The organism is Pseudomonas sp. Sample_10 (assembly GCF_004321495.1).
Lineage (GTDB): Bacteria > Pseudomonadota > Gammaproteobacteria > Pseudomonadales > Pseudomonadaceae > Aquipseudomonas.
On the sequence record NZ_RCOE01000117.1, the window covers coordinates 75784 to 91097 of the forward strand.

A 15314-nucleotide genomic window follows, 5' to 3' on the forward strand; every position below is an offset into this window, starting at 1 on the left:
TTTACAGCCTGACGCTTATAGCTTGAAGCTAGCGGCTTGCCGCCAGCGTAATCGACACCGACTCGGCAAACCGTAGCGCGTGGGGCTTGTCGACTTCGACTTCGGCATACAACACCGAGGCGTTGGCCATGACCAGATCGAGAATTTCCTGGGTCAGGCGTTCAAGCAGGGCAAAACGATTGCCCTCCACGTGGGCGATGATCGCTTTGGTGATGGTGCGGTAGTTCAGCGCGTGATCGATATCGTTGTCACGCACCGCTTCCTGGGCCGCATAGAGGATGGTCAGGTTGATCAACACATCCTGCTTGTTGAGGATTTCATCTTCGTTGATGCCAATGAAAGTGCGCAGACACAGGTCCTTGACCCGGATGCGTGCCATGCCTGGTTGAAGTTGTGGCATTACTACTTGCTCCGTCCAATCAATTGCAGGAACTCCTGGCGGGTGTTGCTTGACTCGCGAAAGGCGCCGAGCATCACCGAGGTGTTCATGGTCGAATTCTGTTTCTCGACGCCGCGCATCATCATGCACATATGCTGGGCTTCGATGACCACTGCGACGCCTGCCGCGCCGGTGACTTGCAGCACCGCGTCGGCGATTTGCCGGGTGAGGTTTTCCTGGATTTGCAGGCGGCGGGCAAACATGTCCACCAGCCGGGCAATCTTCGACAGGCCCAGCACCTTGCCCGTGGGAATATAAGCCACATGCGCCTTGCCGATGAAGGGCAGCAAGTGGTGTTCGCAAAGCGAATAGAGCTCGATGTTGTCGACGATCACCATTTCATCGTTGTCGGAGGCGAACAGCGCGCCATTGACGATCTCTTCGACACTTTGTTCGTAGCCATGACATAGGTACTGCATCGCCTTGGCCGCACGCGCCGGGGTGTCTCGCAGGCCTTCGCGATCAGGATTTTCACCGAGGCCGATGAGGATCTCGCGATAGCTCTGGGACAGGGCGTTCTGGTGCAGGAATAGCGTCATGGAAGATCCTCGCGGGACACTTATTTGATGTGCCTTCCGCCATTGACGGTCAGGGTCGTGCCGGTGACATACGGGTTGTCGAGCAAATATCGCAGGCTTTGATAGATCACTTCGCTGCCCGGTTCGATGCCCAGGGCGGACTTGGCCAGTGCCTTGGCGCGATAGGCTGCATCGTCGTCAGCATTGAACATTAGCAGGGCGGGCGCGATCCCGTTGACCTTGATGTGCGGCGCGTACTTTGCAGCGAAGGACAGGGTCAGGCTGTCGAGCCCGGCTTTGCTGGCGCAGTAGCCAATGTGCTTGCTGCTGCCCTTGCGGGTCACGTCGTCGCTGATGTGCACGATATCGGCGGGGCTCGAGCGTTCGAGCAAGTCGGCGCAGTGCAAGTTGATCAGGTAGGGCGCCAACATGTGTACGCTGAACATGCGGGTGAATGCCGCTGCATCGGTATCCGCGGTTTCGGCGAGCCATTCGGAAGCGTTGTGGACAATTGCCCGCAGGCTGTCGGTATGGGTTTTCAGTTCACGGATGAATGCAAAAATCCCAGCCTCGCTGGAAAAGTCCGCAAACACTGCCGTCGCCCCCAAATCCCGCAGGGTCTGTACGCCGGGCCGTTCACTGCGGTAGCTGAAGATCACGCGATGACCGTCTTCGAGCAGTCGCTGCGCACAGTGCAGGCCAACACGCTGGCCGGCTCCGGTGATGAGGATAGGGGCTGCAGAAGAGGTCATGAGCGGCTCGCATCGCGTTAAGAGCAAAACTATACCAGCGCATTGCAGCGTTCACCTACGCCCACCGCAAGGGCAGTGCCGAGGTCACTCAGGAGAGGTGTTTCGCCAGGCGCAGCGTCGGGGGTGATGGGGTGCGTCTCGGGCCAGACAAGGCCTATTGCTGATGTGCCAGAAGCGACAGCGACATTCTTTCCCGCGTCAGGTTGAATTTTTTCGGGACTGGAGAGTTAGAATGGGCCTCGAACGCTACAAGGATGTTTAGCTAGATGCCCGTAATCACTGACATCGCTTCGGATTCCCGCCACAGCGGCTTACTGGAGCAGGATGAGCTCTTCCCCATTCGCGAGGTGTCGCGCCTGACCGGCGTCAACCCGGTGACCCTGCGTGCCTGGGAGCGCCGGTATGGGCTGATCGTGCCGACACGTACCGCTAGTGGGCATCGTCTGTATTCGATGGCCGATGTCGAGCGGGTGCGCAGCATTCTCGGCTGGATCGAACGCGGTGTGGCAGTCAGCAAAATCGGCAAGATCCTGGCCAAGGCTGCGCCGCTTCAAGCGTTGTCGCACCTCATACCTCAAGACCTTGTGCAGGCTGACTACTCGCAGTGGCAGCAACAGATCGAGGCCGCCGTCGTGTCATTCGATGAGGTTCGGCTGGATCAGGTCTACGGTCAGATTTTTTCCACGTATTCGCAGCCGGTCGTTTTCCAGGACATTCTCCTTCCGCTCTGGAAGCAGTTGCTGCAACGCCAGGATGCGTTCGGCAGGACCAGCGAGTGGCTTTTCCTCGATGGTTTTCTGCGATCAAGAGTGTTGCAGCGCCTGCTGCTGATTCGCGACAAACAACCAAGACGAGTCATCGTTTGTGCCCTCGCGGGACAATGCCGGGAGCTTGAGCTGTTGCTTGCTGCGCTGTTTCTCGGCTCCGGGCAAACGGGCGTGCGGGTATTGACCATTGGTCAGCCGTTTGATGAATTGACCCTGGTTTGCGAACGAATCAAGCCAGAGGCATTGGTGCTGTTCTCCAACCACGTGCCGACGGCGGAGCTGCCGCGGCGTTTGAATCGCCTGGCGATGAGCCTGGATTGTCCAGTGTTGTTGGCGGGCGATGCATCGGATCTGGCGCAGGAAAGCCTGGCCGGATCGTCGATTGGCTGCCTGGGGAACGAGGGAACGGTGATGCGCCAGCGCCTGAATCAATTTCTTGCTGGCGGTCTGGATACCTGATCGTCAGAGATGCAGGGCGGGGTGGGTCAGTCGGTGCTGCTGCAGGATGTACTGGCGCAAACGCTCGGTTTCATCCTTGTCGTCCTGGCTCAACTGATAGGCATAGAAGCCTTGTTCGGTTTCCTTCTCGAACGTGCCACGCAAGGCGATTCGCTCATAGCCTGACGGGCTGAACCACAAGGCGAAGTGCTTCGGTGCCTTGGTTTTGTTGCGAACCTCCAACAGCACGCCCTTGAACGATACTTCATGCACCCACATCGTGCCGGGCTGGCCCTTGGCATTTTCAAGGGCTACCGGCTCGTCGAGCACCAGCCGCCATGGGCGGACCAATGGCCCGTCTTCATAAATGCTGGGTACGCCCAGCCGAAGATGCAGCGCGTGAAATTCGTCTTCCACCAGATGCAGGGGGAAGGTCATCTGTTGATTTTCGAAATTGGCTTGGATGGTCACTTGCTCATGCGCAGCAAGGCGCGTGAGCAAGTCACGGATTTGCGATCCACCGTTGACCAGCAGACTCGACGTCGCATCCCGCACATTGAGCTGCGGGTTATGTTGCATGGTCTGGATGAAATCCAGCTCATCCTGGGTCAGGAGCGCGTCGCGTTGCATAGCAAACTCGAAAGATATAGATACAAAGTCATTGGTGATTGTAGTTAATGACAATTAATTCGCAGTTTTGTTTGCGCCGTTCGTCGCCTTTATCGCCGCGAGTTCGGCCTGGACTTCAGCCAGTTGCGCTTCGAGCTGTGCAACCCGCTGCTGCGCCTTGACCTGCACGGTCACGTCTTTCTGGACGCCAATGAAGTAGACCTGTCCGTCATTCGGATTTTTCACCGTGGAAATCGACAGCTCGTTCCAGAAAGGGGTGCCGTCCTTGCGGTAATTCCTGATGATCTCCCGGCAGGAGCCTTCATTGTTCAATGCATCGCGGATCAACGGGAGGGCCTGCTGATCTCGGTCTCCCGACTGAAGGAAGCGGCAATCCTGGTAGAGGATTTCTTCGCTGGTGTACCCAGTCAGGCGTTCGAAAGCAGGGTTGACGTAAATCAGGATCTTGTCTTGCTCGCCTTCCTTCTCGGCAATCACGATGCCGTCATTGGAGGCATTGATGGCCAGTTGCAGCAGCTTTGCGTTGATCATCGTTGAAACCCTTCCTTGTTGGTTGTCTGCGGCATTCTAAAAGAACAATGCTGACCGTGCTGTTAATATCCCGGTCTTTCACTCAGGTTCAGGATCAGATTGATGAACGTCGCCATCATTTCCGGCTCGGTCTACGGCACGGCTGAAGAAGTCGCCCGTCACGCCGCGAACATTTTGAACGCTGCCGGTTTCGAAACCCTGCACAACCCCCGTGCAAGCCTTGCAGACATTCAAGCGTTTGCCCCGCACGCCTTGCTCGCCGTGACCTCGACCACTGGCATGGGCGAATTGCCGGATAATCTTCAACCGCTGTATTTCTCGATTCGCGACCAGTTGCCCGCTCAATGGCGTGGTTTGCCCGGTGCGGTCATCGGGCTGGGCGATGCCAGTTATGGCGATACTTTTTGTGGCGGTGGCGAGTTGATGCGCGAGCTGTTCGGCGAGTTGGGTATTCGCGAAGTCCTGCCGATGCTGCGTCTGGACGCCAGTGAAAGTGTGACCCCTGAAGCCGATGCAGAGCCCTGGCTGGCAGAACTGGTCAGCGCATTGCGCGGTTGACCGACAGTCTTCAACGTTCGTTTCAACCGCTGTCACGGTTCTGTCGAGGCTGCTTCAAAGGCGCGCCTCGCCTTGCCTGGCGGCGGTACTTTGACACGGATCCAAACTCTTTGAGCCACTGACTCGTTCGGCCATCAAGCTGGCTGCCAATGCAACTACGGGAACCCTGGAGGCTGACTAGACTCGGTAGTCATTGGAAACACTCCATAATAAAAAAGCCGAGGTTCCTTGCCGTGAGCGTAGCCCCAGTCCAATCCTCACACAGCGTCAAAGACCTGGTCAGCGCAGCCGAATGGCAGACCCGTGTCGACCTCGCTGCCTGTTACCGTCTGGTGGCCCAGCATGGCTGGGACGATCTGATTTTTACCCACATCTCTGCCAAAGTACCTGGCACCGAAGACTTCCTGATCAACCCGTTCGGCTTGATGTTTCATGAAATCACCGCGTCGAGCCTGGTCAAGGTTGATCAGGCCGGTAACAAGTTGATGGACAGTCCCTACGAGATCAATCCGGCCGGGTACACCATCCACAGTGCCGTTCACGAAGTTCGCCATGACGTGGTCTGTGTGCTGCATACCCATACGGCGTCAGGTGTTGCGGTCTCGGCGCAGAAGCAGGGCATTTTGCCGATCAGCCAGCAGTCGCTTTTTGTTCTGTCGAGCCTGGCGTATCACGCCTATGAAGGCGTTGCGCTGAATCACGAAGAAAAGGCACGTCTGCAAGCCGACCTCGGCGAGAACAACTTCCTGATGCTGCACAACCATGGTCTTTTGACTTGCGGCAACAGCATCGCCGACACCTTCCTGATGATGTTCACCTTTCAGCGCGCCTGCGACATTCAGGTCATGGCACAGAACGGTGGTGCCGAGTTGATCGCCATCGAACCGCAGATTCTTGCCGGCGCCAAGGCAATGATTGCCGGTGTCACCAAAAGCTCCCAAGGCATGGGCGGAGCGTTGGCGTGGCCGGCGTTGCTGCGCAAACTCGATAAACAAGACCCGGGTTATAAACTCTAATGGCACTCGCAGAGATCCCCCTGAGTGTCTGGCGCAAACGCGGGCAGACCTTCGATTTCCATGGTCAGACCATCCATTACTGGACGGCGGGGCAGGGTGAGCCGCTGTTGCTCATCCATGGTTTCCCGAGTGCCAGTTGGGACTGGCATTATCTCTGGCAACCGCTGGCCCAGCGTTATCGGGTGGTTGCCTGCGACATGCTGGGCTTCGGCGACTCGGCCAAACCGGTCAACCATGAATACAGCCTGCTGGAGCAGGCCGATCTGCAACAGGCATTGCTGGCTCATCTGCATGTCGAGCAACCGGTGCATGTACTGGCTCATGATTATGGCGACAGCGTGGCCCAGGAACTGCTGGCCCGGCATTACGAATCGCGCATCAATCTCGCCAGTTGCGTGTTTCTCAATGGCGGGTTGTTTCCGGAAACCCACCGTCCGGTGCTGATGCAAAAACTGCTGCTCGGCCCCCTGGGCTGGATGATCGGCCGCGCGTTCAGTCGCGACGGCCTGGTGAAAAGCTTCCGCCAGATTTTCGGGCCGCAGACCCGACCCAGCGAAAGCGAAATGGATGATTTCTGGAGCCTGATCGAAAGCAATCGCGGGCCTCGGATCATGCACAAATTGATCACGTACATTCCGGAGCGCCGCGTCCAGCGCGATCGCTGGGTCAGTGCAATGCAGCGCGGTGAAGTACCGCTGCGGGTAATCGATGGCGAAGTCGATCCGATCTCGGGCGCGCACATGGTCGCGCGTTACCGCGAGCTGATCCCCGAACCGGACACCGTGCTGCTGACCGATATTGGTCACTATCCCCAGATCGAGGCGCCGTGCCAGGTGCTCAAGCATTACCTGGCGTTTCGCGACCGGTTGGTGATGCCACCCCTCAAAGTGGCCTGTTCCTGAGGCTGGGGCTCATCATCCCCCAGCCTTATCGCGCACCATTCAGCCTCCGCCGTGTTCATTGTGAGCGGCAGCGCCGTGCCTGACACTCCCGGGTAATGTCCCTGGCCTGCTGGAGTTTCCCCACATGAATGAGTCTGTGCGCTTCGAAGATAAAGTCGTGATCATCACCGGTGCAGGTGGCGGCCTGGGACGGGCGCATGCACTGTTATTCGCCAAACAGGGTGCGAAAGTGCTGGTCAATGACCTTGGCGGCTCGGCCCAGGGCGAAGGCGCCAACGCTTCGGCGGCCGACCGCGTTGTGGCTGAAATCCGCGAGGCCGGCGGCACCGCCGAGGCCAACCACGACTCGGTCACCGATGGCGACAAACTGGTCCAGCACGCCCTCGATGCCTTCGGCCGGGTCGACGTGGTGGTCAACAACGCCGGTATCCTGCGCGACAAGACATTCCACAAAATGGACGACGCCGACTGGGACCTGGTTTACCGCGTCCACGTCGAAGGTGCCTACAAAGTCACCCGCGCTGCCTGGCCGCACATGCGCGAGCAAAACTACGGTCGAGTGATCTTCACCGCGTCCACTTCAGGCATCTACGGCAACTTCGGCCAATCCAACTACGGCATGGCCAAACTTGGCCTCTATGGCCTGACCCGCACCCTGGCCATCGAAGGCCGCAAGAACAACATCCTGGTCAACGCCATCGCCCCCACCGGCGGCACTCGCATGACCGAAGGCCTGATCCCGCCGCAAGTCTTCGAACAACTCAAGCCAGAACTGGTCAGCCCGCTGGTGGTATACCTGGCCAGCGAAAACTGCCAGGAAACCTCCGGCCTGTTCGAAGTCGGCGGCGGCTGGATGGGCAAAGTCCGCTGGGAACGCAGCCTCGGCGCCGGATTCGATCCACGGGTGGGGTTCTCCCCGGAAGACGTGGCGGCGCATTGGCAGCAGATCTGTGATTTCGAAGGAGCGGCGCATCCGAAGGACAATATTGAAGCGTTGAAGGAGATGATGGGGAATTTGCAAAAATATTCGCTCTGACTGCGCTTCATTCGGCAGAGCCAAATCAGGTTCTGCCGTCCCCGATTGACCCCCCTCGCGACAAAAACCACGCCCATAAAAAAGGCCGCTGCAAACGCAGCGGCCAAGCAAGACGTTGGATCCAGGAGCTACAAATCAACGTCGGTGTACACCGGGGCGATAAGTCGAAACGCTTCAACTCACCTGAAATCTGTCGTGCTTCCGGGCTGTAATCCGTGAAAGCCCGGCAAGAATAAGTCTTTGCCGGCAAAGGAAAAACAGCAATTGCGGACATGCACCGTTACCGCCTGCGTAACAGTTCGCTCGCCTGCAGCGTAGTCCATGAATTCGACTGATGCCTTCACATCCAGTCTGTCTATGCGCCGCGCAATCGCCCGTTCCATATGACCAGTCATCCTTTGGAGGTACATCACGAATACCTCCTTGGTGCGCTTATCGCCCCAGGCCTGCGGCAGTAGGGTGAGGCCTTCTGTCACTCACCGGGGAAGACGCATGACAAAAACAACAATGCGCGCCATCTTCACACCGCAGGCGCTGGCCGCTGCGGTTGCCTTGGGCTGCTGTGCCCAGGCGCAGGCTGTTTCATTCAACATCGGGGAAATCGAAGGGACGTTCGACTCTTCGCTGTCGGTCGGCGCGAGTTGGGGCATGCGCGATGCGGACGATGCCCTGGTGGGCACGGTCAACGGTGGTAGCGGACAGGCATCGACCGGCGACGACGGTCGTCAGAATTTCAAGAAAGGCGAAACCTTCTCGAAGATCTTCAAGGGTATTCACGACCTTGAACTGAAATACGGCGACACCGGTGTGTTCGTCCGTGGCAAGTATTGGTACGACTTCGAATTGAAGGACGAAGACCGGCCGTTCAAGCCGATCAGCGATCACAACCGCAAAGAGGGCTCCAAGTCTTCCGGTGCGCAGATTCTCGACGCCTTCGTCTATCACAACTATTCCATCGCCGATCTGCCGGGGACTGTTCGTGCCGGTAAACAGGTGGTGAGCTGGGGCGAAAGTACGTTCATCGGCAACTCGATCAACAGCATCAACCCGGTCGACGTTTCCGCGTTTCGTCGTCCGGGTGCCGAGATCAAGGAAGGGCTGATCCCGGTCAACATGTTGTTTGCTTCCCAAGGCCTGACCGACAAGTTGACCGTCGAAGGTTTCTATCAACTGGAGTGGGATCAGACCGTCGTCGATAACTGCGGCACCTTCTTCGGGGTCGACGTGGTAGCGGACGGATGTAACAAGGGATACACGGTCGCCAGCCCTGCGATTGCACCGTTGCAACCGATTGCTGCGGCGTTTGGCCAGGGCTTCGAGGTGACCAGCGAAGGCGTGGTCGTTCCCCGTGGTGGCGACCGCGATGCCCGGGACTCGGGGCAGTGGGGGACCGCGTTGCGTTGGCTGGGCGACGACACCGAGTACGGCCTGTATTTCATGAATTACCACAGCCGAACCCCGACAGTCGGCACCACGACGGCGGGGCTCAGAACGCTGGCGAGCATTCCGGGCATTGTCACCACGGCCAACCGCATCGCTCCGGGTAGCGGTGGGGGGCTGGCGCAGAGTGTGATGCTCGGTCGCGGTCAGTACTACCTTGAATACCCCGAGGACATTCGCCTCTACGGCGCGAGTTTTTCCACGACGCTGCCTACCGGCACGGCGTGGACCGGCGAGATCAGCTATCGCCCCAACGCGCCGGTGCAGGTCAATACCAATGACCTGACCCTGGCGATGCTCAACCCCATTGCCGGTGGCGCAGCCTCGCCCATTGCGACAGCGCCCGGTGCCGACAACACAGGCTATCGGCGCAAGGAAGTGACGCAGGTCCAGAGCACCCTGACGCACTTCATCGACCAGATTGCAGGCGCTGATCGCCTGACCCTGGTGGGTGAGGCGGCGGTGGTGCGGGTCGGAGGCCTGGAGTCTCGCAGCAAACTGCGCTATGGCCGCGACTCGGTGTACGGCCAGTATGGTTTCGGTGGCGATACCGACGGTTTCGTGACCTCGACCTCATGGGGTTATCGCGCCCGGGCAATCCTTGATTACAACAACGTCATTGCCGGGATCAACTTCAAACCCAATCTGTCCTGGTCCCATGACGTCGCCGGTTATGGTCCCAACGGGTTGTTCAACGAAGGTGCCAAGGCCGTCAGCCTTGGCGTTGATGCGGACTACCGCAACACCTACACCGCAAGCCTCAGTTACACCGATTTCTTCGGCGGTGACTACAACGTGCTCGAAGACCGCGACTTCGTGGCGTTGAGCTTTGGCGTGAACTTCTGATCTGGCTGAAAAGGATGAATTCAATGCGCAAGATGATTCTGCAAATCGGTTCCGCCCTGGCCCTGAGTCTGCTGGCCGTCAACGTGATGGCCGCCGTATCGGCACAAGAAGCCGACAAGCTTGGCACCACGCTCACCCCGCTCGGTGGCGAGAAGGCCGGCAATGCCGACGGCTCGATTCCGCCGTGGACCGGTGGCATTCCGAAAAACGCTGGTGCGGTGGACAGCAAGGGTTTCCTGGCTGATCCATTCGCCAATGAAAAACCGCTGTTCGTGATCACTGCCGCAACGGTCGACAAATACAAGGACAAGCTGTCTGACGGGCAGATCGCGATGTTCAAGCGCTACCCCGAGACCTACAAGATTCCGGTCTACCCCAGCCACCGCACCGCGGCCCTGCCGCCAGAAGTCTATGAGGCGGCCAAACGCAGCGCGTTGAACGTGACACCGACCAACGATGGCAACGGTCTGGCCAATTTCACTGGCAATCGCTATTACGCCTTTCCGATTCCGAAGAACGGTGTCGAGGTCATCTGGAACCACATCACCCGTTATCACGGCGGCAACTTGCGTCGCACCATTACCCAGGCCACGCCACAGTCCAATGGTGATTTCACCGTCATTCGATTCAAGGACGAAGTGGCCGTGCCATCGCTGCTGGGGGATTTGAAGCCGGGCAGTGACGAGAACGTCCTCAACTATTTCAAGCAGGAAGTGACCGCGCCCGCGCGGTTGGCGGGTAACGTGCTGCTGGTTCACGAGACCCTCGATCAGGTCCAGGAACCGCGCAAGGCGTGGATCTACAACGCCGGTCAGCGTCGTGTGCGTCGCGCGCCGCAAGTGGCGTATGACGGTGTGGGCACTTCGTCCGACGGGCTGCGTACTACCGACAACTTCGACATGTTTTCCGGCGCACCGGATCGCTACGACTGGAAGCTGGTCGGCAAGAAGGAAATGTACATTCCGTACAACAGCTACAAACTCGATTCGCCAGACCTCAAATACACCGATGTGATCAAGGCCGGCCATATCAACCAGGACCTGACACGCTATGAGCTGCACCGGGTCTGGGAAGTGGTGGCCACGGTCAAGCCTAACGAACGGCATGTTTACGCCAAGCGTCATATGTACATCGACGAAGACACCTGGCAGGTGGCGCTGGCCGATCACTACGACGGTCGTGGCCAACTGTGGCGAGTCGCCGAAGGGCATGCGCAGTTCTACTACGATCATCAGGTACCGGCCTACACCGTCGAAGCGCTGTATGACTTGATTGCCGGTCGATACATTGCCCTGGGGATGAAGAATGAGGAGAAACGCAGCTTCGAATTCAACATCGCGGCAAAAGCCGGGGACTACACGCCGGCGGCGCTCAGGAGTACGGGTGTGAGGTAATCGTCCTACAGCGTCTTACACAAAAAGGTGACCTCGCAGTCACCTTTTTTATGGCCGCAAATCAGCGTGCTGAATACTTCTTCAACAAGCGCTCGGGAGGGGGCTAGGGTGGCGCCACAACAATAACAAGGCGCATCACTATGACTGCCATGACATTGTGTCTGGACCGTCCTGGATTCCTGCCTCGCCTGTCCTCCCATCACCTGGCTCGAGAGCGTTTGGTCGAGCCATTGCTGGCCTCGACGGCTCGAGTGAAGTTGCTCTGCGCACCAGCGGGCAGCGGCAAGAGTGCGCTGCTCACCGAGTGCCTGTTACGTGCGCCGGTGGATTGCCGGGTGTGTTGGTTGCCGATGGCCGGGGAATCCCTGGGTATCGCCGCTTTCCGGCAACGCCTTGCACATGCGCTGGGTCTGGCTTCGGCCGATGAGACTTTTTTGCTGGAGTACCTGTCCCGTTTGCAGGTGCCAACCTGGCTTTTCATCGACGATTATTGCCGGGTTTCCAACCCCGAACTCGATCGCTTTCTGGATCGTTTACTGGCTGTCAGAAGCCCGACATTGAATTGGTGGCTGGCCTCGCGCCGACGTCCACAATGCAACTGGCCCCGGCTGTTGCTTGATGATGAGTTGTACGAATGCGAGGCGCGCGCGCTGGCGTTTACCGAGTGTGAAGTCCAGCGTTTGCTCAGTCATGTCGAGCCAGCAATGGCCACGCATACCGCACGCAGAATTATTCAGCGCAGTGCAGGCTGGTGTGCCGGTGTGCGCATTGCCTTGCTGGATGCCTGCCAGTGGGCAGCCGAGCAGAACAAACAGGAGCGCTCGGCGACACTGCTCGATTATTTGCACCATGAGTTGTTCAGCGCGCTGGCCCCTGAACTGATTGAGGCTTGGCAGGTACTGGCGCGTTTGCCGCGATTCAACGCCAGCCTCTGCGAGCATCTGTTCGGCGCCGGTGAAGGGGCGCAATGGTTGCATCAATTGCAGGACATGGGCTGTTTCATCGAGCCGTGGGAAGACTCCAGCGAGTGGCTGCGGGTTTTTGTGCCGTTGGCCCGGGCCGTGGGCGACGAGCGGGGTTCGGCGGGGCGTGCCTGGCATCGGCGCGCATGTCAGTGGTTTTGCGCCGAGGAAGACTGGCAGGGGGCGTTCGAACAAGCGCTGCTGGCTGAAGAGTTCGAGGTTGCCGTCACTCTGTTGCAGCACTTCAGTCTTGAGCATTTGTTCCGGCGAGAAAACGTGCGCTTGTTGTTGAATCTGCATGAGCGACAGGGCGAAGAGTTGACCCTCGGTTCGCCGCAGTTGGTGGGACTGATCACGGCGGCGTTGTTGTTCGCCGGGCGCTTCGATCAGGCTGCCGAGTGCATTGGCCAACTGGCCCGTTTCGCACCACAACCGACCGCCACGCTTCAGCGGCAATTGCTGGCTCGCTGGCAGGCACAACAAGGTTGGCTGTTGCATTTGCTGGGGCGCATGGAAGCGGCACGTGCACACTTTATTGACGCGCTGGCTGAATTGACGCCGGATGCCTGGCCTGCACGGCTGTTGTGTTTGTCCGGGTTGACTCAACAAGCCTTGCTCAACGCCGAACTCGATACTGCGCAGGCGTGCAATCGTGAGGCGTTGTGTCTGGCCCGTGCGCAAGGTTCGTTGCTGTTTGAAGGCTTGCTTGAACTTGATCACGCCCAGTTGCTGGAGCAGCGAGGTGCGCCGCGGCGAGCCGAAAGCTTGTTGGCCGATATCCACGCATTGTTGAGTCGACAGGCCGATCGGCCGACGCCGTTGCTGGGCAGGATTGCCCTGCAGCGCGGGCGACTGGCGCTATGTCAGGGGCAGGAAGAGGTGGCTGCCGAATTCTTCCAGTCTGGTTTGCAAGACTGCCTGCACAGCCAGGACAAGCGTGCGTTGTATGGTTTTCTAGGGCAGGCCCAACTGGCCGCCAACCAACGCGATTACGCCCTCGCTTTCGATCGATTGCGCGATGCAGAGCGCTTGATGCAGCAGCGGCAGATTCCCGAAACGGTTTATCGGGGTGTATTGCTGCAAATCAGCAGTCATTTCTGGTTGCAGCAGGGGCGCCCGCAATTGGCTCGCGAAGCGTTGACCCGTGTGTTGCGTCACTATCGCGGAACGCATGCCCGCCAGGCCCCTCCCGCGACCGTGATGCTGATTGCCCGTGTCGAGTATTTACTGGTGCTTGCCCAAACCCGACTGCAGGAGGCGCAACAACCGCTCGAACAACTCAACAACCTGCTCGTTCACGCCCAGCAACATTCAATGCTGGCGCTGGAAGCGGAGTTGCAGTTGGCGATCTGCGAAGTAGCGGACCTGACGGGCGAAACCGATCTGGCGAAATCGGCATTGCTGGCGGGCCTGAAGCTGGCAGGGCGTGGGCAATTGCAACAGGCCTTGTGTGAACTGCGCCTGCGCCAACCGACCTTGCTCAGCCGTTACGGCATGGACGACGAGTCTGCGGCAACAATCGACGACAATCCATTGAGCGGGCGGGAACTGGAAGTACTTGGCCTGATTGCCCAAGGCAACTCCAACCAGCAAATTGCCGAACAGTTGTTCATTTCATTACATACAGTGAAAACCCATGCGCGGCGAATCCACAGCAAGTTAGGTGTAGAGCGTCGCACTCAAGCAGTAGCGATAGCAAAAAAGCTGGGATTGATTTCCCGGGAGTAATGAATGCAAACACTCCCTTGGGTGCAACGATGATGGTTTTAATTAAGATGTTGGCAGGACTCAGACATAGGCAACCATGGTTTGAGTCTGGCGTTATCAACTCTAATTAACAGGTTATTCAGTCATGGAAGAATTAAACATCGAGCGAGTGCGTGCCATATTGCATGCAAGGCTCAGCGGGCGTGGAATTGATGTTGACGACGTTTACATCAATGGCGTTTATTCGCTTGAAAAACCACTGGTCACTTACTCGCAAACGCTGGTATGGGCCTTGTATCTGAAATTGCAGGACGGCGAAGTTCCTTACTTTGAGGGCGACCATCTAGGTTTGTTTGTCAAAGCCTATACATTTGATTCGATACATCGTTTCAAAGGTCTGGAGTTTGACGAAGTCAACGGTATTAGTGCAGATATTGCAGAGCTGTTCCAAATTCAATCTGTAGTTTGATTCAGCCGTTGTGCCGGCGCGTGCCGGCACAACCGCTATTCAAGCGCCGGGTGTTTTTGCCTCATAGCCCATTCGCCAACTGACGGCGCGTGTTGCGGACAACAAACGCTGCGCGGCCGGGCCATTTTCGTCGGCGTGGAACAGCGACGTCGGGCCGACCACGGTCAACACGGCCACGACATTTCCCATTGCGTTCATCACCGGTGCCGACAAGGCGTCCACCCCCGGCATCAACAAGCCATGCACATGATGCAGGCCCCGCGCACGGATCTGCTCGCACAACAGGGTGTAAGCCTGCTCATCTGCCAGCGCGTGACTGGCATGCTCCTGCAATTCCCGGTCGCGCAGCTCAACGGTTTCGCGCTTGGGCAGGTATGCGCCAAAGACCAGGCCAGTCGAAGAACTGAGCAAGGGCAATACCGAGCCCAATTGTGTGACCACCGTAACCGCACGCACCGCGGGTTCGATGCGCACTACGGTCGCGCCCTGATTGCCCCACACCGCTAAAAAACAGGTTTCATTCAAGTCATCGCGCAGCTCGGCCAAGGGCAGGGCGGCGACGTTCAGCACATCCATTGCGTTGAGGGCCGCAAGGCCAACGCGCAAGGCTTCACGGCCCAGGCCGTAATGGTTGGTCGCCGCGTTCTGTTCGGCAAAGCCGCTGGCGATCAGCGCCTGCAAATAGCGGTGAACCTTGCTCGCCGGCATCTGCACGTGTTCGGCCAGGCGCGAAAGAGAGGTCGAGGGCGACAACTCGGCCAGCGCCTTGAGGATGTCGGTCCCCACCTCGGCGGAGCGGACTTTCTGTTTGCCGTTACTGTCGCTGCTGGGCTTTTCCATGTTGGTGCTGTGATCCCGGGACGAATGGGCGTCTTTATAGCTTGACGGTCAATACCAATCAAATTACGT

Annotated in this window: 15 protein-coding genes; 9 read left to right on the forward strand and 6 right to left on the reverse strand. The window is 58.4% G+C overall.

Going from position 1 to position 15314, the window contains the following annotated elements; all coding sequences use genetic code 11:
- Positions 1 to 28: 28 nt before the first annotated feature.
- From folX to folM, 3 genes are read right to left on the reverse strand one after another with little or no spacing between them, the layout of a single operon-like run.
- Entirely contained in the window at positions 29 to 400 is a 372-nt protein-coding gene (folX, locus tag D8U18_RS11250; protein ID WP_007970304.1) for a dihydroneopterin triphosphate 2'-epimerase, read from the reverse strand.
- A 2-nt stretch (positions 401 to 402) separates the two neighbouring features.
- Positions 403 to 978: a GTP cyclohydrolase I FolE gene (folE, locus tag D8U18_RS11255; protein ID WP_056855057.1), complete on the reverse strand. Its 576-nt coding sequence runs from the start codon at positions 976 to 978 to the stop codon at positions 403 to 405.
- Positions 979 to 998: 20 nt separating this feature from the next.
- Positions 999 to 1709: a dihydromonapterin reductase gene (gene folM, locus D8U18_RS11260; protein WP_056855058.1), complete on the reverse strand. Its 711-nt coding sequence runs from the start codon at positions 1707 to 1709 to the stop codon at positions 999 to 1001.
- Positions 1710 to 1975: 266 nt separating this feature from the next.
- Here folM and D8U18_RS11265 point away from each other — a divergent pair, with 266 nt between their 5' ends.
- The gene (locus tag D8U18_RS11265) at positions 1976 to 2935 is read left to right on the forward strand and encodes a MerR family transcriptional regulator (RefSeq protein ID WP_131107626.1); all 960 of its coding nucleotides are present in this window, start codon (positions 1976 to 1978) and stop codon (positions 2933 to 2935) included.
- Between the two features lie 3 nt (positions 2936 to 2938).
- On the opposite strand, the gene D8U18_RS11270 is transcribed toward D8U18_RS11265, so the two are convergent.
- Both D8U18_RS11270 and D8U18_RS11275 read right to left on the reverse strand, forming a co-directional pair.
- Positions 2939 to 3544 (reverse strand): hypothetical protein, encoded by a 606-nt coding sequence (locus tag D8U18_RS11270; protein WP_056855060.1) that lies wholly within the window; start codon positions 3542 to 3544, stop codon positions 2939 to 2941.
- A gap of 54 nt (positions 3545 to 3598) precedes the next feature.
- Entirely contained in the window at positions 3599 to 4075 is a 477-nt protein-coding gene (locus tag D8U18_RS11275; RefSeq protein WP_056855061.1) for a PAS domain-containing protein, read from the reverse strand.
- Positions 4076 to 4177: 102 nt separating this feature from the next.
- Here D8U18_RS11275 and D8U18_RS11280 point away from each other — a divergent pair, with 102 nt between their 5' ends.
- The 8 genes from D8U18_RS11280 (at position 4178) to D8U18_RS11315 (ending at position 14405) form a co-directional block, all read left to right on the forward strand.
- The gene (locus tag D8U18_RS11280; RefSeq protein ID WP_131107627.1) at positions 4178 to 4633 is read left to right on the forward strand and encodes a flavodoxin; all 456 of its coding nucleotides are present in this window, start codon (positions 4178 to 4180) and stop codon (positions 4631 to 4633) included.
- A gap of 233 nt (positions 4634 to 4866) precedes the next feature.
- A complete protein-coding gene (locus tag D8U18_RS11285; RefSeq protein ID WP_130905179.1) occupies positions 4867 to 5649 on the forward strand; it encodes a class II aldolase/adducin family protein in 783 nt (260 codons plus the stop codon).
- A complete protein-coding gene (locus tag D8U18_RS11290; RefSeq protein ID WP_131107628.1) occupies positions 5649 to 6551 on the forward strand; it encodes an alpha/beta hydrolase in 903 nt (300 codons plus the stop codon). Before D8U18_RS11285 ends, D8U18_RS11290 begins: the two co-directional genes overlap by 1 nt.
- Positions 6552 to 6675: 124 nt before the next feature.
- Positions 6676 to 7587, forward strand: a complete 912-nt coding sequence (locus D8U18_RS11295) for an SDR family oxidoreductase (RefSeq protein ID WP_130905180.1) — start codon at positions 6676 to 6678, stop codon at positions 7585 to 7587.
- Positions 7588 to 8079: 492 nt separating this feature from the next.
- Positions 8080 to 9873 carry a DUF1302 domain-containing protein gene (locus tag D8U18_RS11300; protein WP_056855070.1) on the forward strand — a complete coding sequence of 598 codons (1794 nt, stop codon included), beginning with the start codon at positions 8080 to 8082 and terminating at the stop codon, positions 9871 to 9873.
- A gap of 23 nt (positions 9874 to 9896) precedes the next feature.
- Entirely contained in the window at positions 9897 to 11267 is a 1371-nt protein-coding gene (locus D8U18_RS11305; RefSeq protein WP_056855071.1) for a DUF1329 domain-containing protein, read from the forward strand.
- 140 nt (positions 11268 to 11407) lie between these two features.
- Entirely contained in the window at positions 11408 to 13957 is a 2550-nt protein-coding gene (locus D8U18_RS11310) for a LuxR C-terminal-related transcriptional regulator (RefSeq protein WP_131107629.1), read from the forward strand.
- A 124-nt stretch (positions 13958 to 14081) separates the two neighbouring features.
- The gene (locus D8U18_RS11315; protein ID WP_056855073.1) at positions 14082 to 14405 is read left to right on the forward strand and encodes a hypothetical protein; all 324 of its coding nucleotides are present in this window, start codon (positions 14082 to 14084) and stop codon (positions 14403 to 14405) included.
- A 39-nt stretch (positions 14406 to 14444) separates the two neighbouring features.
- Here D8U18_RS11315 and D8U18_RS11320 read toward each other — a convergent pair whose 3' ends face one another.
- Positions 14445 to 15245, reverse strand: a complete 801-nt coding sequence (locus D8U18_RS11320) for an IclR family transcriptional regulator (protein ID WP_056855074.1) — start codon at positions 15243 to 15245, stop codon at positions 14445 to 14447.
- Between the last annotated feature and the right edge of the window lie 69 nt (positions 15246 to 15314).

What these genes read in the sequence shown, in the direction of transcription:
- D8U18_RS11280 (WP_131107627.1), top strand. Translation starts at nt 4,178, where the DNA reads ATGAACGTCGCCATCATTTCCGGCTCGGTCTACGGCACGGCTGAAGAA.
- D8U18_RS11265 (WP_131107626.1), top strand. Translation starts at nt 1,976, where the DNA reads ATGCCCGTAATCACTGACATCGCTTCGGATTCCCGCCACAGCGGCTTA.
- D8U18_RS11310 (WP_131107629.1), top strand. Translation starts at nt 11,408, where the DNA reads ATGACTGCCATGACATTGTGTCTGGACCGTCCTGGATTCCTGCCTCGC.
- folM (WP_056855058.1), bottom strand. Translation starts at nt 1,709, where the DNA reads ATGACCTCTTCTGCAGCCCCTATCCTCATCACCGGAGCCGGCCAGCGT.
- D8U18_RS11275 (WP_056855061.1), bottom strand. Translation starts at nt 4,075, where the DNA reads ATGATCAACGCAAAGCTGCTGCAACTGGCCATCAATGCCTCCAATGAC.
- D8U18_RS11305 (WP_056855071.1), top strand. Translation starts at nt 9,897, where the DNA reads ATGCGCAAGATGATTCTGCAAATCGGTTCCGCCCTGGCCCTGAGTCTG.
- folX (WP_007970304.1), bottom strand. Translation starts at nt 400, where the DNA reads ATGCCACAACTTCAACCAGGCATGGCACGCATCCGGGTCAAGGACCTG.
- D8U18_RS11300 (WP_056855070.1), top strand. Translation starts at nt 8,080, where the DNA reads ATGACAAAAACAACAATGCGCGCCATCTTCACACCGCAGGCGCTGGCC.
- D8U18_RS11315 (WP_056855073.1), top strand. Translation starts at nt 14,082, where the DNA reads ATGGAAGAATTAAACATCGAGCGAGTGCGTGCCATATTGCATGCAAGG.
- folE (WP_056855057.1), bottom strand. Translation starts at nt 978, where the DNA reads ATGACGCTATTCCTGCACCAGAACGCCCTGTCCCAGAGCTATCGCGAG.
- D8U18_RS11270 (WP_056855060.1), bottom strand. Translation starts at nt 3,544, where the DNA reads ATGCAACGCGACGCGCTCCTGACCCAGGATGAGCTGGATTTCATCCAG.
- D8U18_RS11320 (WP_056855074.1), bottom strand. Translation starts at nt 15,245, where the DNA reads ATGGAAAAGCCCAGCAGCGACAGTAACGGCAAACAGAAAGTCCGCTCC.
- D8U18_RS11295 (WP_130905180.1), top strand. Translation starts at nt 6,676, where the DNA reads ATGAATGAGTCTGTGCGCTTCGAAGATAAAGTCGTGATCATCACCGGT.
- D8U18_RS11290 (WP_131107628.1), top strand. Translation starts at nt 5,649, where the DNA reads ATGGCACTCGCAGAGATCCCCCTGAGTGTCTGGCGCAAACGCGGGCAG.